Source organism: Stenotrophomonas rhizophila (assembly GCF_007667275.1).
In the GTDB taxonomy this organism is placed as follows: Bacteria; Pseudomonadota; Gammaproteobacteria; order Xanthomonadales; family Xanthomonadaceae; genus Stenotrophomonas; species Stenotrophomonas maltophilia_AE.
Genome location: NZ_VDQT01000002.1, coordinates 1,014,963 through 1,035,848 on the forward strand (window position 1 = coordinate 1,014,963; position 20,886 = coordinate 1,035,848).

Annotated in this window: 18 protein-coding genes; 14 read left to right on the top strand and 4 right to left on the bottom strand. The window is 69.2% G+C overall.

Annotation, left to right across the window (positions count from 1 at the left end; translation table 11 throughout):
* The gene (gene tsaB / locus FSZ13_RS10500; RefSeq protein WP_145479452.1) at window positions 1-705 is read left to right on the top strand and encodes a tRNA (adenosine(37)-N6)-threonylcarbamoyltransferase complex dimerization subunit type 1 TsaB; all 705 of its coding nucleotides are present in this window, start codon (window positions 1-3) and stop codon (window positions 703-705) included.
* A 4-nt stretch (window positions 706-709) separates the two neighbouring features.
* Here tsaB and FSZ13_RS10505 read toward each other — a convergent pair whose 3' ends face one another.
* Entirely contained in the window at window positions 710-1,597 is an 888-nt protein-coding gene (locus FSZ13_RS10505; RefSeq protein WP_145479453.1) for an energy transducer TonB family protein, read from the bottom strand.
* Window positions 1,594-2,544, bottom strand: a complete 951-nt coding sequence (gshB, locus tag FSZ13_RS10510; protein ID WP_145479454.1) for a glutathione synthase — start codon at window positions 2,542-2,544, stop codon at window positions 1,594-1,596. The genes FSZ13_RS10505 and gshB overlap by 4 nt, the downstream gene beginning before the upstream one ends.
* A 248-nt stretch (window positions 2,545-2,792) precedes the next feature.
* On the opposite strand from gshB, the gene pilG reads away from it, so the two are divergent.
* The 7 genes from pilG (at window position 2,793) to FSZ13_RS10545 (ending at window position 14,561) form a co-directional block, all read left to right on the top strand.
* Complete coding sequence (gene pilG / locus FSZ13_RS10515) at window positions 2,793-3,194, top strand: twitching motility response regulator PilG (RefSeq protein ID WP_145479455.1); 402 nt, start codon at window positions 2,793-2,795, stop codon at window positions 3,192-3,194.
* 18 nt (window positions 3,195-3,212) lie between these two features.
* Window positions 3,213-3,575 carry a response regulator gene (locus FSZ13_RS10520; RefSeq protein ID WP_145479456.1) on the top strand — a complete coding sequence of 121 codons (363 nt, stop codon included), beginning with the start codon at window positions 3,213-3,215 and terminating at the stop codon, window positions 3,573-3,575.
* Entirely contained in the window at window positions 3,575-4,105 is a 531-nt protein-coding gene (locus tag FSZ13_RS10525) for a chemotaxis protein CheW (RefSeq protein ID WP_145479457.1), read from the top strand. Before FSZ13_RS10520 ends, FSZ13_RS10525 begins: the two co-directional genes overlap by 1 nt.
* Window positions 4,106-4,148: 43 nt before the next feature.
* A complete protein-coding gene (locus FSZ13_RS10530; protein ID WP_145479458.1) occupies window positions 4,149-6,185 on the top strand; it encodes a methyl-accepting chemotaxis protein in 2,037 nt (678 codons plus the stop codon).
* A gap of 94 nt (window positions 6,186-6,279) precedes the next feature.
* Window positions 6,280-12,750: a hybrid sensor histidine kinase/response regulator gene (locus FSZ13_RS10535; protein WP_145479459.1), complete on the top strand. Its 6,471-nt coding sequence runs from the start codon at window positions 6,280-6,282 to the stop codon at window positions 12,748-12,750.
* The gene (locus FSZ13_RS10540) at window positions 12,737-14,056 is read left to right on the top strand and encodes a chemotaxis protein CheB (protein ID WP_260844145.1); all 1,320 of its coding nucleotides are present in this window, start codon (window positions 12,737-12,739) and stop codon (window positions 14,054-14,056) included. The genes FSZ13_RS10535 and FSZ13_RS10540 overlap by 14 nt, the downstream gene beginning before the upstream one ends.
* A 34-nt stretch (window positions 14,057-14,090) precedes the next feature.
* On the top strand, window positions 14,091-14,561 hold the full coding sequence (locus FSZ13_RS10545) for a chemotaxis protein CheW (RefSeq protein WP_145479461.1): 471 nt from the start codon (window positions 14,091-14,093) through the stop codon (window positions 14,559-14,561).
* Window positions 14,562-14,656: 95 nt separating this feature from the next.
* Here FSZ13_RS10545 and FSZ13_RS10550 read toward each other — a convergent pair whose 3' ends face one another.
* The gene (locus tag FSZ13_RS10550) at window positions 14,657-15,391 is read right to left on the bottom strand and encodes a 16S rRNA (uracil(1498)-N(3))-methyltransferase (RefSeq protein WP_145479462.1); all 735 of its coding nucleotides are present in this window, start codon (window positions 15,389-15,391) and stop codon (window positions 14,657-14,659) included.
* On the bottom strand, window positions 15,382-16,773 hold the full coding sequence (bioA, locus tag FSZ13_RS10555) for an adenosylmethionine--8-amino-7-oxononanoate transaminase (protein ID WP_145479463.1): 1,392 nt from the start codon (window positions 16,771-16,773) through the stop codon (window positions 15,382-15,384). The genes FSZ13_RS10550 and bioA overlap by 10 nt, the downstream gene beginning before the upstream one ends.
* 62 nt (window positions 16,774-16,835) lie before the next feature.
* Between bioA and nudE the strand changes: the two genes are divergently transcribed.
* Genes nudE through FSZ13_RS10585 form a run of 6 tightly spaced genes read left to right on the top strand, consistent with a single transcriptional unit; the run spans window position 16,836 to window position 20,782 of the window.
* The gene (nudE, locus tag FSZ13_RS10560) at window positions 16,836-17,384 is read left to right on the top strand and encodes an ADP compounds hydrolase NudE (RefSeq protein WP_145479464.1); all 549 of its coding nucleotides are present in this window, start codon (window positions 16,836-16,838) and stop codon (window positions 17,382-17,384) included.
* A complete protein-coding gene (cysQ, locus tag FSZ13_RS10565) occupies window positions 17,381-18,184 on the top strand; it encodes a 3'(2'),5'-bisphosphate nucleotidase CysQ (protein ID WP_145479465.1) in 804 nt (267 codons plus the stop codon). Before nudE ends, cysQ begins: the two co-directional genes overlap by 4 nt.
* An 11-nt stretch (window positions 18,185-18,195) precedes the next feature.
* Complete coding sequence (gene mazG / locus FSZ13_RS10570) at window positions 18,196-19,008, top strand: nucleoside triphosphate pyrophosphohydrolase (protein WP_145479466.1); 813 nt, start codon at window positions 18,196-18,198, stop codon at window positions 19,006-19,008.
* A complete protein-coding gene (locus FSZ13_RS10575; RefSeq protein ID WP_145479467.1) occupies window positions 19,005-19,328 on the top strand; it encodes a YnfA family protein in 324 nt (107 codons plus the stop codon). The genes mazG and FSZ13_RS10575 overlap by 4 nt, the downstream gene beginning before the upstream one ends.
* Before the next feature lie 58 nt (window positions 19,329-19,386).
* Window positions 19,387-20,349: an SPFH domain-containing protein gene (locus tag FSZ13_RS10580; protein WP_145479468.1), complete on the top strand. Its 963-nt coding sequence runs from the start codon at window positions 19,387-19,389 to the stop codon at window positions 20,347-20,349.
* 1 nt (window position 20,350) lies between these two features.
* Window positions 20,351-20,782: an NfeD family protein gene (locus FSZ13_RS10585; protein WP_145479469.1), complete on the top strand. Its 432-nt coding sequence runs from the start codon at window positions 20,351-20,353 to the stop codon at window positions 20,780-20,782.
* Window positions 20,783-20,886: the final 104 nt, after the last annotated feature.

Below are 20,886 nucleotides of genomic sequence, written 5' to 3' on the forward strand. Positions count from 1 at the left end.
ATGAAACTGCTCGCCTTTGAAACCGCCACCGAAGCCTGTTCCGTTGCCCTGTACGTGGACGGGCAGGTGCATGATCGCTTCGAGATCGCGCCGCGCCGGCACGCCGAACTGAGCCTGCCGTGGGCGGAGGCGCTGCTCGCCGAGGCCGGGCTGGCGCGCTCGCAGCTGGATGCGATCGCGCTCGGGCGCGGACCGGGCGCGTTCACCGGCGTGCGGCTGGCGATCGCCATCGCCCAGGGCATCGCGCTGGCGTTGGACCGTCCCTTGATTCCGGTATCCACCCTGCAGGTGCTGGCGCTGCGCGCACCGACCGATGCCACCCACGTGCTGGCCAGCATCGATGCGCGCATGGGGGAGGTCTACGTGGCCCGGCAGGTGCGCGTGGGCGGGCAGTGGCAGCTGCAGGGCGAGGAACAGGTGTGCGCGCCGGAAGCGGTGACGTTGCCTGATGGCAGCCGCTGGTTCGGAGTAGGCACCGGGTTCGGCGCGGCCGAAGGCGCGCTGGCGACCCGGTTGGCCGATCAGCTGGCCGGTGTCGATGCGCAGGCCCTGCCGCGCGCATCGGATCTGTTGACCCTGGCGGTACCGATGTTCGAACGCGGCGAAGCGCTGGCCCCGGAGCTGGTCGAACCGGCCTACCTGCGCAACAACGTGGCCTTGACCCTGGTCGAACAGCAGGCTGCGCGGGCGGCTAGACAGGGCTAACCGGTCACCGGTCGTCGCGCAGTTCCCCGCCCGGCGAAAACACCCAGGTCCGGGTCACCTGCAGGATGTCCACGCCGTCATCGGTCTTCGGCAACGGTGGGAACGGCTGCGCCAGCCGGACCACCCGCAGCGCGGTTTCGTCCAGCAGCGGAGTACCGCTGCTGCGCAGGATGCGGCTGCTTTCCACGCTGCCGTCGCGGCGCACGCCCACGGTGATCACCACCTGGCCGCCGAGCCGACGCTGGCGTGCCTCATCCGGGTAATTCAGGTTGCCGACCCGTTCGGCCCGGTCCACCCAGGCGCGCAGGTAGTTGGCGTAGGCGTACTCGCGCGTGCTGGCCGAGACGAACTTACGGTTCGGGCGCTTGGCGTACTGCGCCGAACGCAGGTGCACTTCGGCGGCCAGTCGCGCCATCTCCGCATTACGCTGCTCGCGCGCGGTCGGGGCGGCGTCCGGCTGCGGGGTGTCCGGCAGCGGCTGCGTCTGCGCCTTCGCCACCTGGTCGGGACTGTTGCGGCTGGCCACTACCCGTGCCTGCGGCGGCGGCGGTCGCGCCGCGTCCTGGCGCTGCTGCGGCACCGGCGACAGGCCGGCCTGTGGCTGCGGCACGATCCCGGCCTGGTTGTCGCGCGGGCGTTGCGCCTTGTCGTGGTCGCCGCCGCCCTGCTGGCTGGCCTGGGCCAGGAAGTCGGCCTGCTTGGGCGTCAGCGGCGTCTGGGTCTGGCTGAAGATCACATCCAGGGTCGGCACGAGCGCGGCGTTGTCGCTGACCGCAAAGCCCACCCCCAGGATCAGCAGCGCATGCACCAGCAGCGACAGCGCCAGGGTCGCGCCCAAGCGCTGCGATTCGTGGGCCTGCAGCGGCACCCTCGGATCGACCACCGTGCTCATCGCGGCAGGCTGGCCTCGATCGCATCGAACAGGGTGCCGGCGATGTTCAGGCCGAACTGCGCATCCAGCTCGCGCACGCAGGTGGGGCTGGTGACATTGACCTCGGTCAGGTAGTCGCCGATCACGTCCAGGCCGACGAAGCGCATGCCCCGGCGTTTCATTTCCGGCCCCACCTGGGCGGCGATCCAACGGTCGCGCTCGCTCAACGGACGGCCTTCGCCGCGGCCGCCGGCGGCCAGGTTGCCGCGGAACTCGTCGCCCTGCGGGATGCGCGCCAGGCAGTAGTCCACCGGCTCGCCATCGACCAGCAAGATGCGCTTGTCGCCGGCGGTGATGTCCGGGATGAACTTCTGCGCCAGGGCCAGCTTGCGCTCGCCGTCGGTCAGCGTTTCCAGGATCACGTTGAGGTTGGGGTCGCCGGTGCCGCTGCGGAAGATCGAACGCCCGCCCATGCCGTCCAGCGGCTTGAGCACGGCCTGGCCGTGTTCGAGCACGAACGCCTTCAGGTCGGCATGGCGACGGCTGACCAGGGTCGGCGGGCAGCACTGCGGGAACAGCAGGGCGGCAAGCTTCTCGTTGTAGTCGCGCAGGCCCCGCGGGTCGTTGACCACCAGCGCCCCGGCCTGCTGGGCCACGCCCAGCACCTGCGTGTCATAGATGAATTCGGCGTCGACCGGCGGATCCTTGCGCATCAGGACCACCTGGCCGGGGCCGAACGTGGTCTGGCTGAATTCGCCAAGCGTGAACCAGTCACTTTTGTCGTCGCGCACCTGCAGCGGCGCGGTGCGGGCCACCGCCACGCCGTCGCGCAGCGCCAGGCCGCCGGGGCTGACGTAGTGCAGGGCGTGGCCACGGCGCTGCGCTTCCAGCAGCATGGCGAACGTGGTGTCCTTGGCGATCTTGATATGGGCGATGGGGTCCATCACCACGATGACATTCAACGGCATGGTCGCAACCTGGCGGGCAGGCGCTGATGGTAGCGGCAATGCGCCCGCGCTGCCTGCCCCGGGCGGCGGAACGCAGCATCCGGCGTCTTCACGCTTTGCGCAGTTCCGGCCCCGGTGGCGGCCCGGGAGGCGTGTCTGGCGCGGCTTGGGAAGCACACCCTTGATGACGGCCGCGTGGTGGGATATAGATACGCTTTCGCAGCGGCGCCGGACCAAAGCAGAAGCGTCGCGCGCTCGGGGAAAAGGTAATGACTGAAAACATGACTGCGGGTGGGGAACTCGCAGGGCTCAGGGTCATGGTCATCGACGATTCGAAGACCATTCGACGTACCGCTGAAACACTGCTCAAGCGCGAAGGCTGCGAGGTGGTGACGGCGAACGATGGTTTCGAGGCGTTGGCCAAGATTGCCGACCAACAGCCGCAGATCATCTTCGTCGACATCATGATGCCCCGCCTGGACGGCTATCAGACCTGCGCGCTGATCAAGAACAACCAGTTGTTCAAGTCCACGCCGGTGATCATGCTGTCCTCCAAGGACGGCCTGTTCGACAAGGCGCGCGGGCGCATCGTCGGCTCGGAGCAGTACCTGACCAAGCCTTTCACGCGTGAAGAACTGCTGGGTGCCATCCGCACATACGTAAACGCCTGACCAGGGGGGAAAGGCACAATGGCTCGAATCGTTCTGATCGAGGACTCACCGACCGACCGGGCGGTGTTCATCCAATGGTTGACCAAGGCCGGGCACGAAGTGCTCGAGGCCAGCAACGCCGAGGACGGGATCAAGCTCGTACAGGAACACCACCCGCAGCTGGTGCTGATGGACGTGGTGCTTCCGGGCATGAGCGGCTTCCAGGCCACCCGCGCGCTTAACCGCGACGAGAAGACCAAGTCGATCCCGGTCATCATCGTCAGCACCAAGGCGATGGAAACCGACAAGGCCTGGGGGCTGCGCCAGGGGGCGGCTGCCTACATGGTCAAGCCACCGCGCGAGGACGAGCTGATCGCGCAGATCAACCAACTGGTGTCCTGATGCGTTCTCCCTTCGACATCCTTGAAGCCTACGAACGGCGCAGCCTGGCCCATGCGGTGCAGCTGCCCGAGCGGCAGTTCTCCCAGGACCTGTGGCGCGGCGTCGGCTATCGGGTCGGCAAGCGCCACCTGGTGTCGGACTTCCGCGAAGTGGTGGAAATCGTCCCGATGCCGCCGATCACTCCGGTGCCCGGCGCACAGCCGTGGCTGCTGGGCGTGGGCAACCTGCGCGGCAACCTGTTCCCGGTGGTCGACCTGAAGTACTTCATGGAAGGCGAGCGCACCGTGCAGCAGGAAGGCCAGCGCGTGCTGATCATGCGCCAGGCCGGCGGTGACGTGGCCCTGACCATCGACGAGCTGTTCGGACAGCGCAGCTTCGAGCTGGAGCAGGACACCGGCATCGGCGAACTGGCCAGCGGCCGCTATGCCCATTTCGTCGACCGCGCCTTCCACGGCGACGGGCGCGACTGGGGCGTGTTCTCGCTGTCGCTGTTGTCGCGTACCCCCGAATTCAGGCAGGCCGCGGCATGAACGCTGCTGCCTTCCTTACCGTATTGAAGATCGAGGTTGAACGATGAGTACTTCTTCGGAAACCGCCAAGGCCGGCAAGCTGGGCTCGGTAGGCACCAATTTCTGGCTGGGTCTGCTGGCCCTGTCGCTGATCGTGTTCGGCCTCAACACCGGCGTGGCCACCTGGCAGGGCAGTCGCCTGGCCGGCGCCAGCACCGGCGCGGCCGACCTGCAGGTGCTGTCGCAGCAGCTGGCCAACCAGGGCCGTGAAGCGGTCTCGGGCAACGCCCAGGCCTTCACCGCCTTCAAGGACACCAAGACCCGCATCGAAAGCACCGTGAGCAGCCTGCAGGGCCGCTACGGCAGCGAAGCGAACGTGTCCGGCCCGCTCAACCAGCTCACCCAGACCTGGGAGCCGCTCGGCAAGAGCGCGGCGCAGCTGGTCGCCAGCGAACCGGCGGTACTGGCCCTGGCCGGCAACGCCAACAACTTCGTCAACGGCGTTCCGGCGCTGCAGGCCCAGCTCAATGAAGTGGTCCGCGCCATGTCGGCCGGCGGTGCGCCCGCGTCGCAGGTGTACAACGCGCTGCAGCAGGTCGTGGTGGTGGGCTCGATGGCCCGCCGCGTGACTGAAATGCGCGCCGGCGGTGGCAACGCCGCCGCCGCGGGCGACGCGCTGGCCCGCGACTCGGTGGTGTTCACCCAGGTGCTGGACGCGCTGCGCAACGGCAACGAGGAACTGGGCATCGCTCCGGTCCGCAACGCCGGCGCGCTGGCCGCGCTGGAGCAGTCGCAGAAGCAGTGGGACACCATGAAGCAGGACGCCGACGCGATCCTGGCCAGCTCGCGCCAGCTGTTCTCGGCGCAGTCCTCGGCCGCGGCGCTGACCGCCGGCTCGGGCAAGATGCTGGACGACAGCAAGAAGCTGTTCGAGGCCTTCTCCTCGTTCGGTTCGGTGCGCGACACCCGCCTGTTCCCGAACTTCTGGCTGGGCGTGATCTCCGGCGCGCTGTCGCTGATCGCCATCATCGGCTTCGTCAGCAGCACCGTGCGCAGCCGTTCGCGCGAACAGGAACTGCGTTACCAGACCCAGGTGGAATTCAACAGCCGCAACCAGCAGGCGATCATGCGGCTGCTGGACGAAATCAGCTCGCTGGGTGAAGGCGACCTGACCGTGAAGGCCTCGGTGACCGAGGACATGACCGGCGCCATCGCCGACGCAATCAACTACGCCGTGGACGAACTGCGCCACCTGGTAACCACCATCAACGACACCTCGGCCAAGGTCGCCGTGTCCACCCAGGAAACCCAGGCCACCGCCATGCAGCTGGCCGAAGCGGCCGGCCACCAGGCCAACCAGATCACCTCCGCATCGGACCGCATCGGCGAAATCGCATCGAGCATCGAACAGGTGTCGCGCAACTCGGCCGAGTCGGCCGACGTGGCGCAGCGCTCGGTGGTGATCGCCGCCGAAGGTGCCGGCGTGGTGCGCGAAACCATCCAGGGCATGGACCAGATCCGTGACCAGATCCAGGAAACCTCCAAGCGCATCAAGCGCCTGGGCGAGTCCTCGCAGGAAATCGGCTCGATCGTGGAACTGATCAACGACATTTCCGAGCAGACCAACATCCTGGCACTGAACGCGGCCGTGCAGGCAGCGTCGGCCGGTGAAGCCGGTCGCGGTTTCGCCGTGGTGGCCGACGAAGTGCAGCGCCTGGCAGAACGTACCTCCGGCGCGACCCGACGCATCGAAAACCTGGTCCAGGCGATTCAGGCCGATACCAACGAAGCGGTCAGCTCGATGGAGCAGACCACCGCCGAAGTGGTGTCCGGTGCACGCCTGGCCGAAGACGCCGGTACTGCCCTGACCGAAATCGAACGCGTGTCCAACGCGCTCAACAACCTCATCAAAAACATCTCGATCGCCGCCCAGCAGCAGTCGTCCGCCGCCTCCGACATCACCCGCACCATGGGCGTGATCCGTCAGATTACCGGCCAGACCTCGCAGGGTGCGGGACAGACCGCCGAGTCGATCGGTCATTTGGCACAGCTGGCGGCCGACCTGCGCCGCTCGGTTGCCGACTTCAAGCTGCCGGCGTGAGCCGCGGGCAGGGCGGAGAGGGAAGGAATCAGCAGATGATGCATCGCGAGAAATCACAGCACGACACGCGCGCGCCCCTGCCGGGAGAACCGGCATGAGCACGCTGCGCGATGCCATGAGCAACGCCGCCCTGGGCTGGGTCAAGCCGGAGCTGGACGAGACCCTGCGCCAGGTGCGCAACGAGGTCGAGTATTACGCCGAGGATCCGGCCGATGGCAGCCGCATGCGCTTCTGCGCCGGCTACCTGCACCAGGTGCAGGGCACCCTGCGCATGGTCGAGCTGTACGCCCCGGCGATGGTAGCCGAGGAGATGGAACAGCTGGCCAACGCCATCGGCGCCGGCGAGGTACCCGACCGCGACGAAGCCTGCGCCACCCTGATGCGCGGCAGCGTGCTGCTGCCTGATTACCTGGAGCGCCTGCAGAACGGCCACCGCGATATTCCGATCGTGCTGCTGCCGCTGCTCAACGACATCCGTGCCGCGCGCGGCGCGCCGGGCATCAATGAAAGCGTGTTGTTCGCGTTCGCCCCGGACAGCGCCACCGCCACCGAGGCCGAACTGGACCATGCGCGCGGCAGCCTGAGCGGTCGCAACCGCGAGCTGCTCGACACCGTGGGCAACGCGGTCAAGGAAGAACTGCTGCGCATCAAGGACGCGCTGGACCTGCACCTGCGTACCGGCGGCGAGCCGGCCCAGCTGCAGACCCAGGTCGATGAACTCGGCGCCGTGGCCGACACGCTGGGCATGATGGGCCTGGGCGTGGCCCGTGGCGTGGTCGTGCAGCAGCGCGACGCGCTGCGCGGCGTGGTGAGCGGTGAGCAGCAGATCGATGAGACCCTGCTGCTGGATATCGCCGGCGCCCTGCTGTACGTGGACGCCTCGCTGGACGACCAGGTGGCCCACCTGGGCGCCGGCGGCAGCGGCGAAGACGACCCGAGCGCGGCCGAGGGCCGCCGCACCGTGGAAATCCTCGCCCACGAAGCGATCGCCAACTTCGCCGCGGCGCGCGAACATTTCGTCGCGTTCATCGAGACCAACTGGAACCACCAGCAGCTGCATGAAGTGCCGCGCCTGCTCGGCGAGGTCGCCGGCGCGCTGCGCATGCTCGACCTGGCGACCCCGGCCGATTACCTGCAGGGCGTGCGCCAGTACATTTCGGTCGAACTGATCGGCCGCCAGCGCGTCCCCAGCGGGCGCCAGCTGGACACGCTGGCCGATGCCATGGCCAGCCTGGAGTATTACCTCGAAGCCCTGCGCGAACGCCGGCAGGGGCGCGAGGACATCCTCGACATCACCCGCACCAGCCTGGAAACGCTGCGCTACTGGCCGCTGCCCGACGAGAACGCGGTGCCGACCGATGCCAGCGCCGAAGCGCTGCCAGTCGCGCCGGAACACGTCGAGCTGACCGGCTGGGACGCGCCCGTGGCCACGCCGGTGGAGATCGCCGTGACCCCCGCCGCGCCGGCGCCCGGGAACGTGCCGCCGCCGTCGTTGCCGGACATCACCTTCGAGCCGCTGCCCGCAGCCGCCGCAGCACCGCCGGTCGAGCCGGCGGCCAAGCCCGCGCCCGTGCTGGTGTTCGAAGCGTCCACCGCACCGGTGGCCGTCGACGCCCCGCACTGGACGCTGCACGGCGAGCCCGCGCGCACCGATACCGCCCCCACCTTCGCCCACTTCGATCCGGTCGTGGCCGAAGAGGCCGACCCTGGCCAGGCGTGGGGCGTTGCCCCCACCGATATCGCACCGATCGTGCTGGACGGAGCCGATGCAGACGCCTCTGCCCACGACAACCATGCCAGCGTTGCGGCGACCGGGTTCGATCCGGTGGCCGCAGAGCAGGACGCGCTGGAACTGAGCGACGAGCCGATCAAGTTCACCTTCGACGAGCCGCTGCAGAACGCAGGCGATGTGCTCTCGCTGCAGATCGACGACCTGCCGGCGCAAGCGCCGGTTGCGGACGCCACGCTGGACGTGCAGGCGCTTCCGGACTTCCTGCAGGAACAGGTGGAGCAGGTGGATGCGCCGCTGGACGCGCCGGTCGAGGAGATCGAGGCGCCCGCCGCGCCGGTCGCCACCGGTGGCGTGCAGGAAGCGGTGATCGGCACGATCGAACTGGACGACGAGTCGGCCCGGTTCCTGGCCGAGCTTGATATCGCCGCATCGCAGTTCTCCACCGTGCCGGTGGTCGAAGCGTCCGCGCTGGTGGACGCACAGGCCGCCGTGCACGCCGGTGAGGCCGACGACGGCAGCATCGACGCCGGCTTCGAGGACGATGGCGAGAACATCGATCAGGACATCCGCGAGGTCTTCATCGAAGAATTCGACGAAGAACTGGTCAACCTCGGCAACCTGCTGCCGGTCTGGCGCATGGCGCCGGACAACATGGACCGCCTGCGTCCGATCCGCCGGGTGTTCCATACCCTGAAGGGCAGTGGTCGCCTGGTCGGTGCGCGCACCCTCGGTGAGTTCAGCTGGAAAATCGAGGGCATGCTCAACCGCGTGCTCGACGGCAGCCGCCCGGCATCGCCGGCCGTGGTCGCCATGGTCACCCAGGCCTATGAAGTGCTGCCGCAGCTGAATGCCGCGCTGCGCGACGGCAGCCGCGTGAGCGCCGACCTGCAGGCCATGCAGGCCATCGCCGACCGCGTGGGCGCCGGCGAAGAAACCTTCCACGTGCCGCTGCAGCGCCCGGCCCCGGTCGCTGCGCCGGTGGACGCGGTGGACGCGCTGGACACGATCGACGCCGTGGACGCCGTGGACGCCGTGGACGCCGTGGACGCCGTGGAGCCGGAAATCGCCGGTACCCCGGCCAACATCGACGACGTGCTGCGTGAGATCCTGGAGGCCGAAGTCGAAGCCCACCACGCCACGCTGCAGGCGTGGCTGCAGGAGGCCCAGGCGGCGCCGCAGCCGGTCACCGACAGCCTGCTGCGCGCGGTGCACACCATGAACGGCGCGTTCGCGATGACCGACGTGCCGGAAATCACCGCCGTCACCGGCGGCGCGGAAAGCTTCATCAAGCGCTCGCTGGCGGCCGATGCGGTGCCTGACGCCGACGGCGTCGCGGCCCTCTCGGCAACTGCCGCCGCGATCCGCGCCACCATGACCGCGCTGCAGGCCGAAGCGCCGCGCATTCCGTCGCAGGCCGCGCTCGCGCAGCGCCTGCAGGCGCTGGCCGAAACCCTGCCCGAAGCGCGCTGGCCGGTGCTGGTGGCCGACGATGGTTCGGACCTGGATGGCGACGATATCGAGGCCGTCGAGGCCGTCGAAGCCATCGAGGTTGACGTTGACGGAGAACGCGACGCCGAAGCTGACGCATCGCGCGACGCGCACGATGTCACCGCGCACGAACTGGCTGCGTTCTCGGCGCAGTTCGACGAGCGCAATGGCTTTGCGGTTGCCGACGACAGCACCGACAGCGCCGTGCAGGAGGCCATCGTCGACGCCGACGCGTTGTCGATCGTCGAGGCCGTCGACACCGACGATACGGTTGAGCTGATCGAAGCTGACGCCGAAGCCGAAGCCGAAGCCGAAGCCCCCGTCGCCGGGGATGCCCTGGTGGTCGATGAGCTCACCGGCAGCGATGACCTGTCGGCGTACTTCGACGCCGGGCTGGTCACCTCGTTCGAGGTGCAGGACGTTGCCCCGGTCCAGCCGCCGGAGGTGCCGGAAGCCGCCGCCGACGTCGTCGTCGAGCACGGCCTGGAGGCCGTGGAGCTGACCGGTGCCGACGATCTGTCGCGCTACTACGAAAACACCCTGCCCGGCACCGAAGACGCCGTGCAGGCCGTGGAGCTGGAGGCTGCCGAAGCCGACGCGCTGCACGAAGCACTCGACGCCGCCGACACCACCGACGTGGCCGAACCGGAAACCGTGGTCGCCGGGACGCTCGACGTGCTCGACGTCGCCGCGGACGACGTGGTCACCGACGACACAGACAGCGACAACACCGACAGCGACGACACCGACAGCGACGCGCTGGACGACGTGCTGCCGGCGACCCCGGCGTTTGGCGAACCGGTCGCGCTGCAGCAGGCACTGGACGACGGGCTCACCGTTGTCGAGGGGCCCGATGCCGTGGCCTCCAGCGACGATACGGTCGTGCTTGGCCTGGAGGCCTCGCACCCGGCGCTGGACGAAGTCGATGCCTTCGCGCAGGACGACGCCGCGCTGGAAGAAGCGCCGGCCGTGGTCGACGAACCCGCCGCCGATGAGGTCGACGATGCCGGCTCGCTGGACTTCAACGTGCTCGACCGCGAACTGGTCGACATCTTCGTCGAAGAAGGCAAGGACCTGCTGGATCATTGCGATGGCCTGATCAGCGAGCTGCGCGCCGCGCCGCAGGACCGCGAGGTCCTGGCGGGCCTGCAGCGCGACCTGCATACCCTGAAGGGTGGCGCGCGCATGGCCGGCATCAACGCCATCGGCGACCTTGGCCATGGCATCGAATCGCTGCTGGAGGCGGTCGCCGCCAACCGTACCGACATCGACCGCAGCGACGTCCAGCTGCTGGAGCGGGGCTTCGACCGCCTGCACCAGATGCTGACCCGCACCGGCAGGCACCGCGACGTGGCGATGCCCGACGACCTGATCGCCGCCTTCGAACAGCGCACGCTGGGACGCGACGAGGCCACCGATGTCGCGCAGCCCGAAGCCGCGGCCGTGGAGATCGACAGTGCCGTGGCTGCCGCGCCGCTGTCGGCGCCGGTGCCGCTGGAAGCCTCCAGCGACGAGGACAGCCTGGCCCGTCCGCAGCAGGAACAGGTGCGCGTGCGCGCCGACCTGCTCGACCGCCTGGTCAACCATGCCGGTGAAGTGGCGATCTACCGTTCGCGCCTGGAACAGCAGCTCGGTGCCTTCCGCGGCGCCATGGGCGAACTGGACCGCACCAACGCACGTCTGCGCGACCAGCTGCGTCGCCTGGACCTGGAAACCGAGGCCCAGATCGTGGCCCGCTACCAGCGCGAACAGGAGCAGGTCGACCACAAGTTCGACCCGCTGGAACTGGACCGTTTCTCGACCCTGCAGCAGCTCAGCCGTGCGCTGAACGAGTCCGCAGCCGACCTTGGCGGCCTGCAGGGCGTGCTGGACGACCTGTCGCGCCAGTACGACGTCCTGCTGCAGCAGCAGTCGCGGGTCAGCTCGGAACTGCAGGATGGCCTGATGCGTGCGCGCATGGTGCCGTTCGACGGCCTGGTGCCGCGCCTGCGTCGCGTGGTGCGCCAGGCCGGCCAGGACACCGGCAAGCTGGTCCACGTCACCCTTGACGGTACCCACGGCGAACTCGACCGCAACGTGCTCGACCGCATGGTCGCGCCGCTGGAACACATGCTGCGCAACTCGGTCGCGCACGGCGTGGAAACGCCGGAACAGCGCCGCGCCGCCGGCAAGCCGGAGGAAGGCGAGATCGCCATCCGCCTGCGCCGCGAAGGCTCGGAAATCGTGCTGGAAGTGGCCGACGACGGTGCCGGCCTGAACCGCGAGGCGATCCGCCGCCGCGCCGAACAGCGTGGCCTGGTCGAAGCCGATGCCGTACTTTCCGACGCCCAGCTGGACGCGATGATCTTCTCGGCCGGGTTCAGTACCGCCGACCAGGTCAGCCAGCTGGCCGGCCGTGGCGTCGGCATGGACGTGGTGCACAACGAAGTCCGCCAGCTCGGCGGTACCGTGGACATCCGCTCTGAGCCGGGCAAGGGCGTTACCTTCACCCTGCGCCTGCCGCAGACGCTGGCGGTCACCCAGGCGGTGTTCGTGCAGATCGGCGACACCACCTTCGCGGTGCCGGTGGCTTCGGTCAGCGGTATCGGCCGGATCTCGCGCGAGCGCTTCGAATCGGCCGAGGGCGGTTACCACTACGGCGGCGAAGAGTTCGTGCTGCACGACCTGGGCACGCTGGTCGGCCAGGGCCAGGCCCGCGCCGAAGGCCAGGCCCAGGTGCCGCTGCTGCTGGTGCGTGCCGGTGAGCTGCGCGCGGCGGTGGCGATCGACCAGGTACTCGGCAACCGCGAAATCGTGGTCAAGCCGGTCGGCCTGCAGATCGCCTCGGTCCCGGGCATCTACGGCGCCACCATCACCGGCGATGGCCGCGTGGTGGTGATCCTGGACGTCGCCCCGCTGGTGCGTCGTTACCAGGCCAACCCGCTCAAGCCGGTCGCCCCGGCCACCCAGGCCAGCGACCGCCAGGCGCCGCTGGTGATGGTGGTCGACGACTCGCTGACCATGCGCAAGGTCACCGGCCGCATCCTGGAGCGCCACAACTTCGAAGTCACCGTCGCCCGCGACGGCATCGAAGCGCTGGAGCGGCTCGAGGAGCGCGTGCCCGACCTGATGCTGCTGGACATTGAAATGCCGCGCATGGATGGCTATGAACTGGCCACCGCGATGCGCGCCGATCCACGCTACAAGGGCGTGCCGATCGTGATGATCACCTCGCGCAGCGGCGACAAGCACCGTCAACGCGCCTTTGAAATCGGTGTCCAGCGCTACCTGGGCAAGCCGTACCAGGAGCTGGACCTGATGCGAAACGTGTATGACCTGCTGGGGATCGCCCGTGCCCGTGAATGACCTGAACCCGCTGCCGCTGGTGGCATTGCTGGCACGGGTCGGCCCGGCGCGCGAGCGCCTGCGCGAAGCGCTGGCCCAGGCCGGTGCGACCGTGGTGCTGGAAGAAGATCCCAACAGCGTCGATGCTGAAACCCTGGGGGGCGTGGACGCCGGCGCGGTGCTGATCGCGCTGGAGCCGGCCATCGAGGATGCGCTGGAACGCCTCGACCCGGTACTGGCGTCGCCCGCGTTGACCGTGATCTTCGACGAGGCCGAACTGGCCGCGCGTCGCGAGGGCTGGGAAGCGCAGCGCTGGGCCCGCCACCTCGTGGCCAAGCTGCATGGCCACCAGGACGTGCTGCCGCCGGGCTCGGAACAGGAAGGCCTGCTGCAACCCGAACCGGGCCTGCCGCAGACCCCGGCCGAACTGCATGCGGACGCGCCGCTGGAATTCCACGTCCGCGAAGCGTTCGACGCCGCCGCCGACGTGCCCACCGACGGCCTGTACACGCCACCGGAGGCCTACAGCGAACCGATGTCGCTGGAAGAGGCGCTGGCCGCGATGCAGGCGCCCGCCGCTGCACCCGCGAGCGAGCCGCCGCCGGTGCCGGCGAGCGTGCCCGCCGCGCCGCCTGCCGCGCTGGGCGACCACAGCAGCTGGTCGCTGGTCGATGACCATGCCGCCGTGCCGCCCGCCGTGTCGGCGCCGGCGGTCAGTGCGCCGCCGCCGGCGGACGCCTATGCCGGCGAGGGCCTGTCGCTGGTGGAGCTGGAACCGGAGGCTGCGCCCGACGGCGCTGCGCCGGGCGCGGTGCTGGTGCTGGCCGGCATCGGCGGCCCCGATGCGCTGCGCCGCCTGCTCGCCGCGCTGCCGGCCGGCCTCGCCGTGCCGGTGCTGGTCTACATGCGCCTGGACGGGGGCCGTTACGGCAACCTGGTCAAGCAGATGGCGCGCGTGTCGGCGCTGCCGGTGCTGCTGGCCGAATCCGACCAGCCGGTCCAGGCCGGCAATGCCTACATCCTGCCCGACGATGTCGGCGTGGCCGTGCGCAACCGCGGCGTGTACTTCGTCGCCGATGCCGGTGGCGTCCAGGTGTCGGCACTGCCGGCGGCGCACAGCGCCGTGGTGATGCTCAGCGGCAGCGACGTGGCCGTGCTCGACGACGTGCTGGGCCTGGCCGTGGCCGGTGCCTGGGTGGCCGGACAGACCGGTGAGGGCTGCTACGACCCGGTTGCCGCCAACGCGGTGGTCGCGGCCGGCATGGCTGCCGGCGACCCGCCGCAGCTCGCCGCTGCCATCGCCGAACGCTGGGGCGTGAGCGAGTAACTCGCCGCGCCATGTCCCTTTCAGGAAGCACACCATGAGCTACGCCAGCAACGACGAAATCCGCGGAGTACTGATCCAGGCCGGCACCGAGCGCGTGCTGCTGCCGAACGCCACCGTGGCCGAAATGATGTCCAACGTACCGGTGGCCTCGATTCCCGATGCGCCCGCCTGGTTGCTGGGTCAGATCGAGTGGCACGGCTGGGAGGTCCCGCTGATGTCGTTCGCGCGCCTGTCCGGCCAGGGCGAAGAGCCGGTGGTGAGCAAGAACAAGGTGGTCGTGCTGAAGGCGCTGGGCGGCAATGCCAGGCGCCCTTACTTCGCCCTGCTGACCCAGACCTTCCCGCAGTTGATCTCGGTCCCGCGCGACGGCCTGCTGGCCGACGCCTCGGAGGAAACCCTGCCGCAGGGCGTGCACATGCGCGTGCTGCTGGGCGAGCAGAGCGCGCTGTTGCCGGACCTGGACGCGCTGGAAGCGGCGTTGGACGAAGCGCACCCGGTGAATTGAGCGGGTATCGACCAACGGTCGATACCTACCGGTGATGGGATCAGATCCAACCACGGCCCGGTCGGTAGGCCACGACCGTCGGTCGTGGCTCGCTTTCAGCCCAGGTCGCCCAATCGCGCCTGCAATGCCGCGATCGCGGCCAACCCGGCGGTTTCCGTGCGCAGGATGCGCGGCCCCAGCTGCAACCCCTGGAACCCGGCCGCCGCCAACGCCTGCCGGTCGCGCGGCGACCAGCCGCCCTCGGGCCCGATCGCGATGACCACGCCGCCCGGCGCCGACTCCAGCGTCGACAGGCGGTGTTCGCCCTGCGGATCCAGGGTCAGCTTCAGCGCCGCCCCGGGCATCGCCCGGGCCGCCTCCTGCACACCCTGCGGGGGCGCCACGCTGGGCACCCGCGCACGCCCGGACTGCCCGCAGGCCGACACCACCACGCTGCGCCAATGCGCCAGCCGCTTCTCCGCGCGCGCCGCGTCCAGCTTGACCTCGGTGCGTTCGGCATTGACCGGCACGATCGCCTGAACGCCCAGTTCGGTGGCCTTCTGCAGGATCAGGTCCATCTTCTCGCCGCGTGCGATGCCCTGCAGCAGGGTGACCGGCAGGGGCGATTCGTTGTCCACCGGCTGCGCCGCCACCACCTGCACGCGTGCCTCGCGCTTGCCCGACTCGACCAGCGTGGCGCTGTAGTCGTGGCCGTCGCCATTGAACAGCACGCAGCCGTCGCCTTCGCGCAGGCGCATCACCCGCACCAGGTGGTTGGCTACCTCTTCGGGTAATGACACGGTGTGGCCCACGGCCAGCGGAAGATCAACATGGGAACGGGTCAGGCGCATGCAACAGCTTCCTCGATGGCAGCCAGGGTGGTCTGGGCCAGCAGGTCCAGGTGTTCGTCCTCCACGCAGTAGGGAGGCATCCAGTACAGCACGTTGCCCAGCGGGCGCAGCACCACGCCCCGGCGCAGGGCCGCGTTGTAGGCCTTCAGCCCGACCCGCGCGGCGGCAGGGAAGGGCGTGCGCTTGTCGCCATTGCGGGTCAGTTCGAACGCCACCACCATGCCGGCCTGGCGCACGTCGGCCACGTGCGGGTGGTCGGTGAACGGCGCCGCGAGGGCGCGCATGACCTCAGCCGTGCTTCGGTTGCGCGCGATCACGTCTTCGCTCGCGAAGATGTCCAGCGTGGCCAGCGCGGCGGCGCATGCGAGCGGATTGCCGGTGTAGCTGTGCGAATGCAGGAAGGCGCGTTCGCGGCTGTCGTCCAGGAAGGCGTCGTACAGCGCCTGGGTGGCCAGCACCGCCGCCAGCGGCAGGAAGCCGCCGGTCAGGCCCTTGGACAGGCACAGCAGGTCGGGCATCACCCCGGCCTGTTCACAGGCGAACAGGGTGCCGGTGCGGCCAAACCCGGTGGCGATCTCGTCGGCGATCAGGAACGCGCCGTTGGCATCGCACAGTTCGCGCGCGCGCTTCAGGTACACCGGGTCGTGCATGCGCATGCCGCCGGCGCACTGCAGGCGCGGTTCCAGGATCACCGCGCAGATCTCGCCCGGGTGCCGGTCGAACAGGTCGGCCAGCCGGTCGGCCGCTTCATGCGCACGCTGCGCCGCGCTCTGCCCGGGTTCGGCCAGGTACGCGTCCGGCGACGGCGCGAACAGCGCTTCGCTCAACAGCGGCGCGTACACGCGGCGATACAGCGGGATGTCGCCCACCGACAACGCGCCCAGGGTTTCGCCGTGGTAGCCGTTTTCCAGCGCCACGAAGCGGGTGCGCTGCGGTTCGCCGCGGTTGTGGAAATAATGGAAGGCCATCTTCAGCGCCACTTCGACCCCGGCTGACCCGTTGTCGGCGAAGAACACCTTCGACAGCGGCGCACGCCCGGCCTGGCGCGGCGCGATCGCCAGCAGTCGCTCGGCCAGCTGCACCGCCGGCTCGTGGCTGAAACCGGCCAGCATCACCTGTTCCAGCTGGGTCGCCTGGCGCGCGATGGCCGCGCCGATGCGCGGTTCGGCGTGGCCGAACAGATTGGTCCACCAGCTGCTGACCGCGTCAAGGTAGCGGTGGCCGTCATGATCGATCAGCCACGGGCCTTCACCTCGTGCAATCGGCACCAGCGGCAAGGTGTCAGGATGTTCACGCATCTGCGTGCACGGGTGCCACAGCACGGCCAGGTCGCGTTGCCGCCACTGGTCGGCCAGCGTGAGGGGGGCTGGGTCTGCTAGCATTTCGGGCTCATGGACACGTTTTCACCTGCCTGCATTCTATCGATCTCCAAGAGCCAGTTCGCATGACCCGTCCGTTGCCCACCATCCACCAGATCACGGACGAGGAAAGCGGCCCGTTCCAGCGCCAGCACCTGGACCTGGAGTTCTCCAACGGCGAACGCCGCCGCTTCGAACGCCTGGTCAGCCGTGGCCACGGTGCGGTGGTGGTGGTGCCGATGCTCGACGATGAGACCGTGCTGCTGGTGCGTGAATACGCGGCCGGCGTGCACCGTTACGAGCTGGGGCTGGTCAAGGGCCGCATCGATGCCGGCGAAACCCCGGCGCAGGCGGCCGACCGCGAACTGAAGGAAGAAGCCGGCTACGGTGCGCGCCGGATCGACGTGCTGCGCGCGATGACCCTGGCCCCGACCTACATGAGCCACCTGTCCTGGCTGGTGGTGGCGCGCGACCTGTACCCCGAACGGCTGGTCGGCGATGAGCCCGAAGAGCTGGAAGTGGTGCCGTGGAAACTGGCCGACCTGGACCAGCTGATGCTGCGCGAGGACTTCTCCGAAGGGCGCTCGCTGGCTGCGCTGTTCATCGCCCGGCAGTGGCTGGAACGCGGGGAATGATCAAACTCACCACCGCGTTGCGCGAAACGGTGATCGCCATCGCCCAGGATGCCGCCGCGTCGATCATGGACGTGTACGCCCGGCCGTTCGATGTCGAGATCAAGTCCGATAGCAGCCCGGTGACCGCCGCCGACCTTGCCGCCAACCAGGTGATCCTGCGTGGACTCGGCCAGCTCACCCCGGACCTGCCGATCCTGTCCGAGGAATCGGCGCAGGTGCCGTGGGAGGTGCGTCGGCACTGGGGCGCGTATTGGCTGGTCGACCCGCTCGACGGCACCCGCGAGTTCGTCAAACGCAACGACGAGTTCAGCGTCAACATCGCGCTGATCTACCAGGGCGCACCCGCCTTCGGCGTGGTCCTGGCCCCGGTCAGCGGCGTCGCGTGGCACGCCATGCGCGGCGAACTGGCCTATCGCCGTGACGGCATGCACGACTCCGTGCTGCGCACCCGTACCCCGGCGCTGCCGCCGCTGCAGGTGGCTGCCAGCCGCTCGCACCGCAGCCCGCAGACCCAGGCGCTGCTCGAGCGCATGGGCGAGATCGAGGTGGTGGCGCAGGGCTCGTCGCTGAAGTTCTGTCGGCTGGCCGAGGGCACGCTGGACGTCTACCCGCGGTTGGGCCCGACCGCTGAATGGGACACCGCCGCCGGCCAGTGCGTGCTGCATGCCGCCGGCGGAGCGGTGCTGTCCGCCGCCACCGGCAAGCCGTTCCGCTACAACCGCCGCGAAAGCCTGTTGAATGGCGATTTCATCGCCCTGGGCGACACCCGCCTGCCGTGGCGCAGCTGGCTTCCCGACTGACCGGAGCACTGATGTCCGCACCTGCCGAACTCGACCGCCTGCTGGGCATCATGGCGCGCCTGCGCGATCCCCGGGACGGTTGCCCGTGGGACCTGCAGCAGGATTTCGCCAGCATCGCCCCGTACACCATCGAAGAAGCCTACGAAGTGGCCGACGCGATCGACCGGGGCGACCTCGACGATCTCTGCGATGAACTCGGCGACCTGCTGCTGCAGGTGGTGTTCCATGCGCAGATGGCCAGCGAGCAGGGCGCCTTCGGCTTTGCCGAGGTGGCCCGCGCGATCAGCGACAAGCTGCAGCGCCGGCACCCGCACGTGTTTGCGCAGGTCCAGGTCAAAGGGGCTGAAGACGTCAACAGCAACTGGGAAGCGATCAAGCGCCAGGAGCGCGCCGCCAAGGGCGATGCCGACCCCTCGGCGCTGGCCGGGATCGCGCGCGGGCTGCCGGAATGGCAGCGCGCGATGAAGCTGCAGGCGCGCGCGGCGCGGGTCGGCTTCGACTGGCCGGGCCCCGCTCCGGTGCTCGAGAAGGCGCGCGAGGAGCTGGACGAAGTGGCCGCCGAGTTCGCGCGCGGACCGGTGCAGGACAACCAGGCGCGGCTGCAGGAAGAACTGGGCGACCTGCTGTTCGTCTGCGCGAACCTGGCGCGGCATGCCGGCGTCGACGTGGGCGCGGCGCTGCGCCAGGCCAACCACAAGTTCGAGCGCCGTTTCCGCGCGATGGAAGCGCAGGCCGCGGCTGCCGGCCAGGCCATGGCCGCGCTCGACCTGGCGGCGCAGGAACGGCTCTGGGAGCAGGCCAAGGCTGCCGAAGGCACGCCGTGAAAACCCTGCTGCTGTTCGTGCTGACCGCCGTGGCCGAGATCGTCGGCTGTTACCTGCCGTGGCTGTGGCTGCGCCGCGATGGCAGCGCCTGGCTGCTGTTGCCGGCGGCCGCCAGCCTGGCCCTGTTCGCATGGCTGCTGACCCTGCACCCGGCCGCCAGCGGGCGCGTGTATGCGGCGTACGGCGGTGTCTATATCGGCACCGCGCTGGCCTGGCTGTGGGTGGTGGACGGCATCCGACCAGGCCGCTGGGACCTGCTCGGCGTCGGGCTGTGCCTGACCGGCATGGCGGTGATCATGTTCGCGCCGCGCGCGGCCTGAGGCGGCACCCGGCGCATTCGGCGGTATATTCGGGGTTACCCAGGGAAAGGAGTAGCCGATGTTTCCGACCGTGCTGTTTTCATTGATCCTGGCCTTCGTGGCCGTGGTGATCCTGTTCAAGGCCGTGCGCATGGTGCCGCAGGGCTACGAATGGACGGTGGAGCGCTTCGGCCGCTACACCCACACCATGTCCCCCGGCCTGCACTTCCTGATCCCCATCGTGTACGGCGTCGGCCGCAAGGTGAACATGATGGAGCAGGTGCTCGACGTGCCCAGCCAGGAAGTGATCACCAAGGACAACGCCGCGGTGCGCGTGGACGGGGTGGTGTTCTTCCAGGTGCTCGATGCCTCCAAGGCCGCCTACGAGGTCGCCAACCTGGAAGTGGCGATGATCGCGCTGGTGCAGACCAACATCCGTACCGTGATCGGTTCGATGGACCTGGACGAATCGCTCAGCCAGCGCGAGGTGATCAACGCGCAGCTGCTCAGCGTGGTCGACCATGCCACCAACCCGTGGGGAGTGAAGGTCAACCGCATCGAGATCCGCGACATCCAGCCACCGCGCGACCTGCTTGATGCGATGGCGCGGCAGATGAAGGCCGAACGCGAAAAGCGCGCGCAGATCCTCGAAGCCGAAGGTTCCCGCCAGTCCGAGATCCTGCGCGCCGAAGGCGAAAAGCAGGCGGCGGTGCTGGAAGCGGAAGGCCGCAAGGAAGCCGCGTTCCGCGATGCGGAAGCGCGCGAGCGCCTGGCCGAGGCCGAAGCCAAGGCCACGGAAATGGTGTCCGGGGCGATCGCAAAGGGGGACGTGCAGGCCATCAACTACTTCATCGCGCAGAAGTACGTGGAAGCGTTCAAGGAACTGGCCACCTCGCCGAACCAGAAGCTGGTGCTGATGCCGATGGAGGCCAGTGGCGTGATCGGGTCCATCGCCGGCGTCGCCGAACTGGCCAAGGAAGCGTTCGCCCGCCAGGAAGAGAAGAAGACCACGCGCGCGGTGCCGCCGCGCATCGGAGGCTGAGATGCGCTGGGAAGTGGTCGGGTGGGGCGCGCTGGCGCTGGTGCTGTTCGCCGCCGAGGCGCTCGCGCCGGGCGCGTTCATGCTGTGGATCGGCATTGGTGCCGCCGCCGTGTTCGTGCTGGTCGCGGTGTTCGCCGACATCCCGCTGCTGTGGCAGGTGGTCGCCTTCGTGCTGCTCAGCGTGGTGTCGATCCAGTGCTACCGGCAGTGGTGGCGCAAGCGCGCGCGTGCGAGCGACGCGCCGCTGTTGAACCGCCGCGCCGAGCAGCTGGTCGGGCGGGTGGTGGTGCTCGACCAGCCGATCATCGTCGGCAAGGGCCGGGCCAAGGTCGACGATGCGTTCTGGGTGGTCGCCGGGCCCGACCTGCCGGCGGGGACGCCGGTGCGCGTGGTGGCCGTGGATGGGATGACGCTGAAAGTCCAAGAGGCCTGACGGTGCAGCCACGCAAGGCGTGGCTCTACGGTGGCAATGCGGGCGCTGGCGTAGAGCCACGCCCTGCGTGGCTGCGCTCTACGGTGGCAATCCGGGCTCTGGCG

What these genes read in the sequence shown, in the direction of transcription:
- FSZ13_RS10550 (WP_145479462.1), bottom strand. Translation starts at nt 15,391, where the DNA reads ATGCGCCTGACCCGTTCCCATGTTGATCTTCCGCTGGCCGTGGGCCAC.
- tsaB (WP_145479452.1), top strand. Translation starts at nt 1, where the DNA reads ATGAAACTGCTCGCCTTTGAAACCGCCACCGAAGCCTGTTCCGTTGCC.
- FSZ13_RS10505 (WP_145479453.1), bottom strand. Translation starts at nt 1,597, where the DNA reads ATGAGCACGGTGGTCGATCCGAGGGTGCCGCTGCAGGCCCACGAATCG.
- nudE (WP_145479464.1), top strand. Translation starts at nt 16,836, where the DNA reads ATGACCCGTCCGTTGCCCACCATCCACCAGATCACGGACGAGGAAAGC.
- FSZ13_RS10545 (WP_145479461.1), top strand. Translation starts at nt 14,091, where the DNA reads ATGAGCTACGCCAGCAACGACGAAATCCGCGGAGTACTGATCCAGGCC.
- cysQ (WP_145479465.1), top strand. Translation starts at nt 17,381, where the DNA reads ATGATCAAACTCACCACCGCGTTGCGCGAAACGGTGATCGCCATCGCC.
- FSZ13_RS10585 (WP_145479469.1), top strand. Translation starts at nt 20,351, where the DNA reads ATGCGCTGGGAAGTGGTCGGGTGGGGCGCGCTGGCGCTGGTGCTGTTC.
- pilG (WP_145479455.1), top strand. Translation starts at nt 2,793, where the DNA reads ATGACTGAAAACATGACTGCGGGTGGGGAACTCGCAGGGCTCAGGGTC.
- FSZ13_RS10535 (WP_145479459.1), top strand. Translation starts at nt 6,280, where the DNA reads ATGAGCACGCTGCGCGATGCCATGAGCAACGCCGCCCTGGGCTGGGTC.
- FSZ13_RS10520 (WP_145479456.1), top strand. Translation starts at nt 3,213, where the DNA reads ATGGCTCGAATCGTTCTGATCGAGGACTCACCGACCGACCGGGCGGTG.
- bioA (WP_145479463.1), bottom strand. Translation starts at nt 16,773, where the DNA reads ATGCTAGCAGACCCAGCCCCCCTCACGCTGGCCGACCAGTGGCGGCAA.
- gshB (WP_145479454.1), bottom strand. Translation starts at nt 2,544, where the DNA reads ATGCCGTTGAATGTCATCGTGGTGATGGACCCCATCGCCCATATCAAG.
- FSZ13_RS10525 (WP_145479457.1), top strand. Translation starts at nt 3,575, where the DNA reads ATGCGTTCTCCCTTCGACATCCTTGAAGCCTACGAACGGCGCAGCCTG.
- FSZ13_RS10530 (WP_145479458.1), top strand. Translation starts at nt 4,149, where the DNA reads ATGAGTACTTCTTCGGAAACCGCCAAGGCCGGCAAGCTGGGCTCGGTA.
- FSZ13_RS10580 (WP_145479468.1), top strand. Translation starts at nt 19,387, where the DNA reads ATGTTTCCGACCGTGCTGTTTTCATTGATCCTGGCCTTCGTGGCCGTG.
- mazG (WP_145479466.1), top strand. Translation starts at nt 18,196, where the DNA reads ATGTCCGCACCTGCCGAACTCGACCGCCTGCTGGGCATCATGGCGCGC.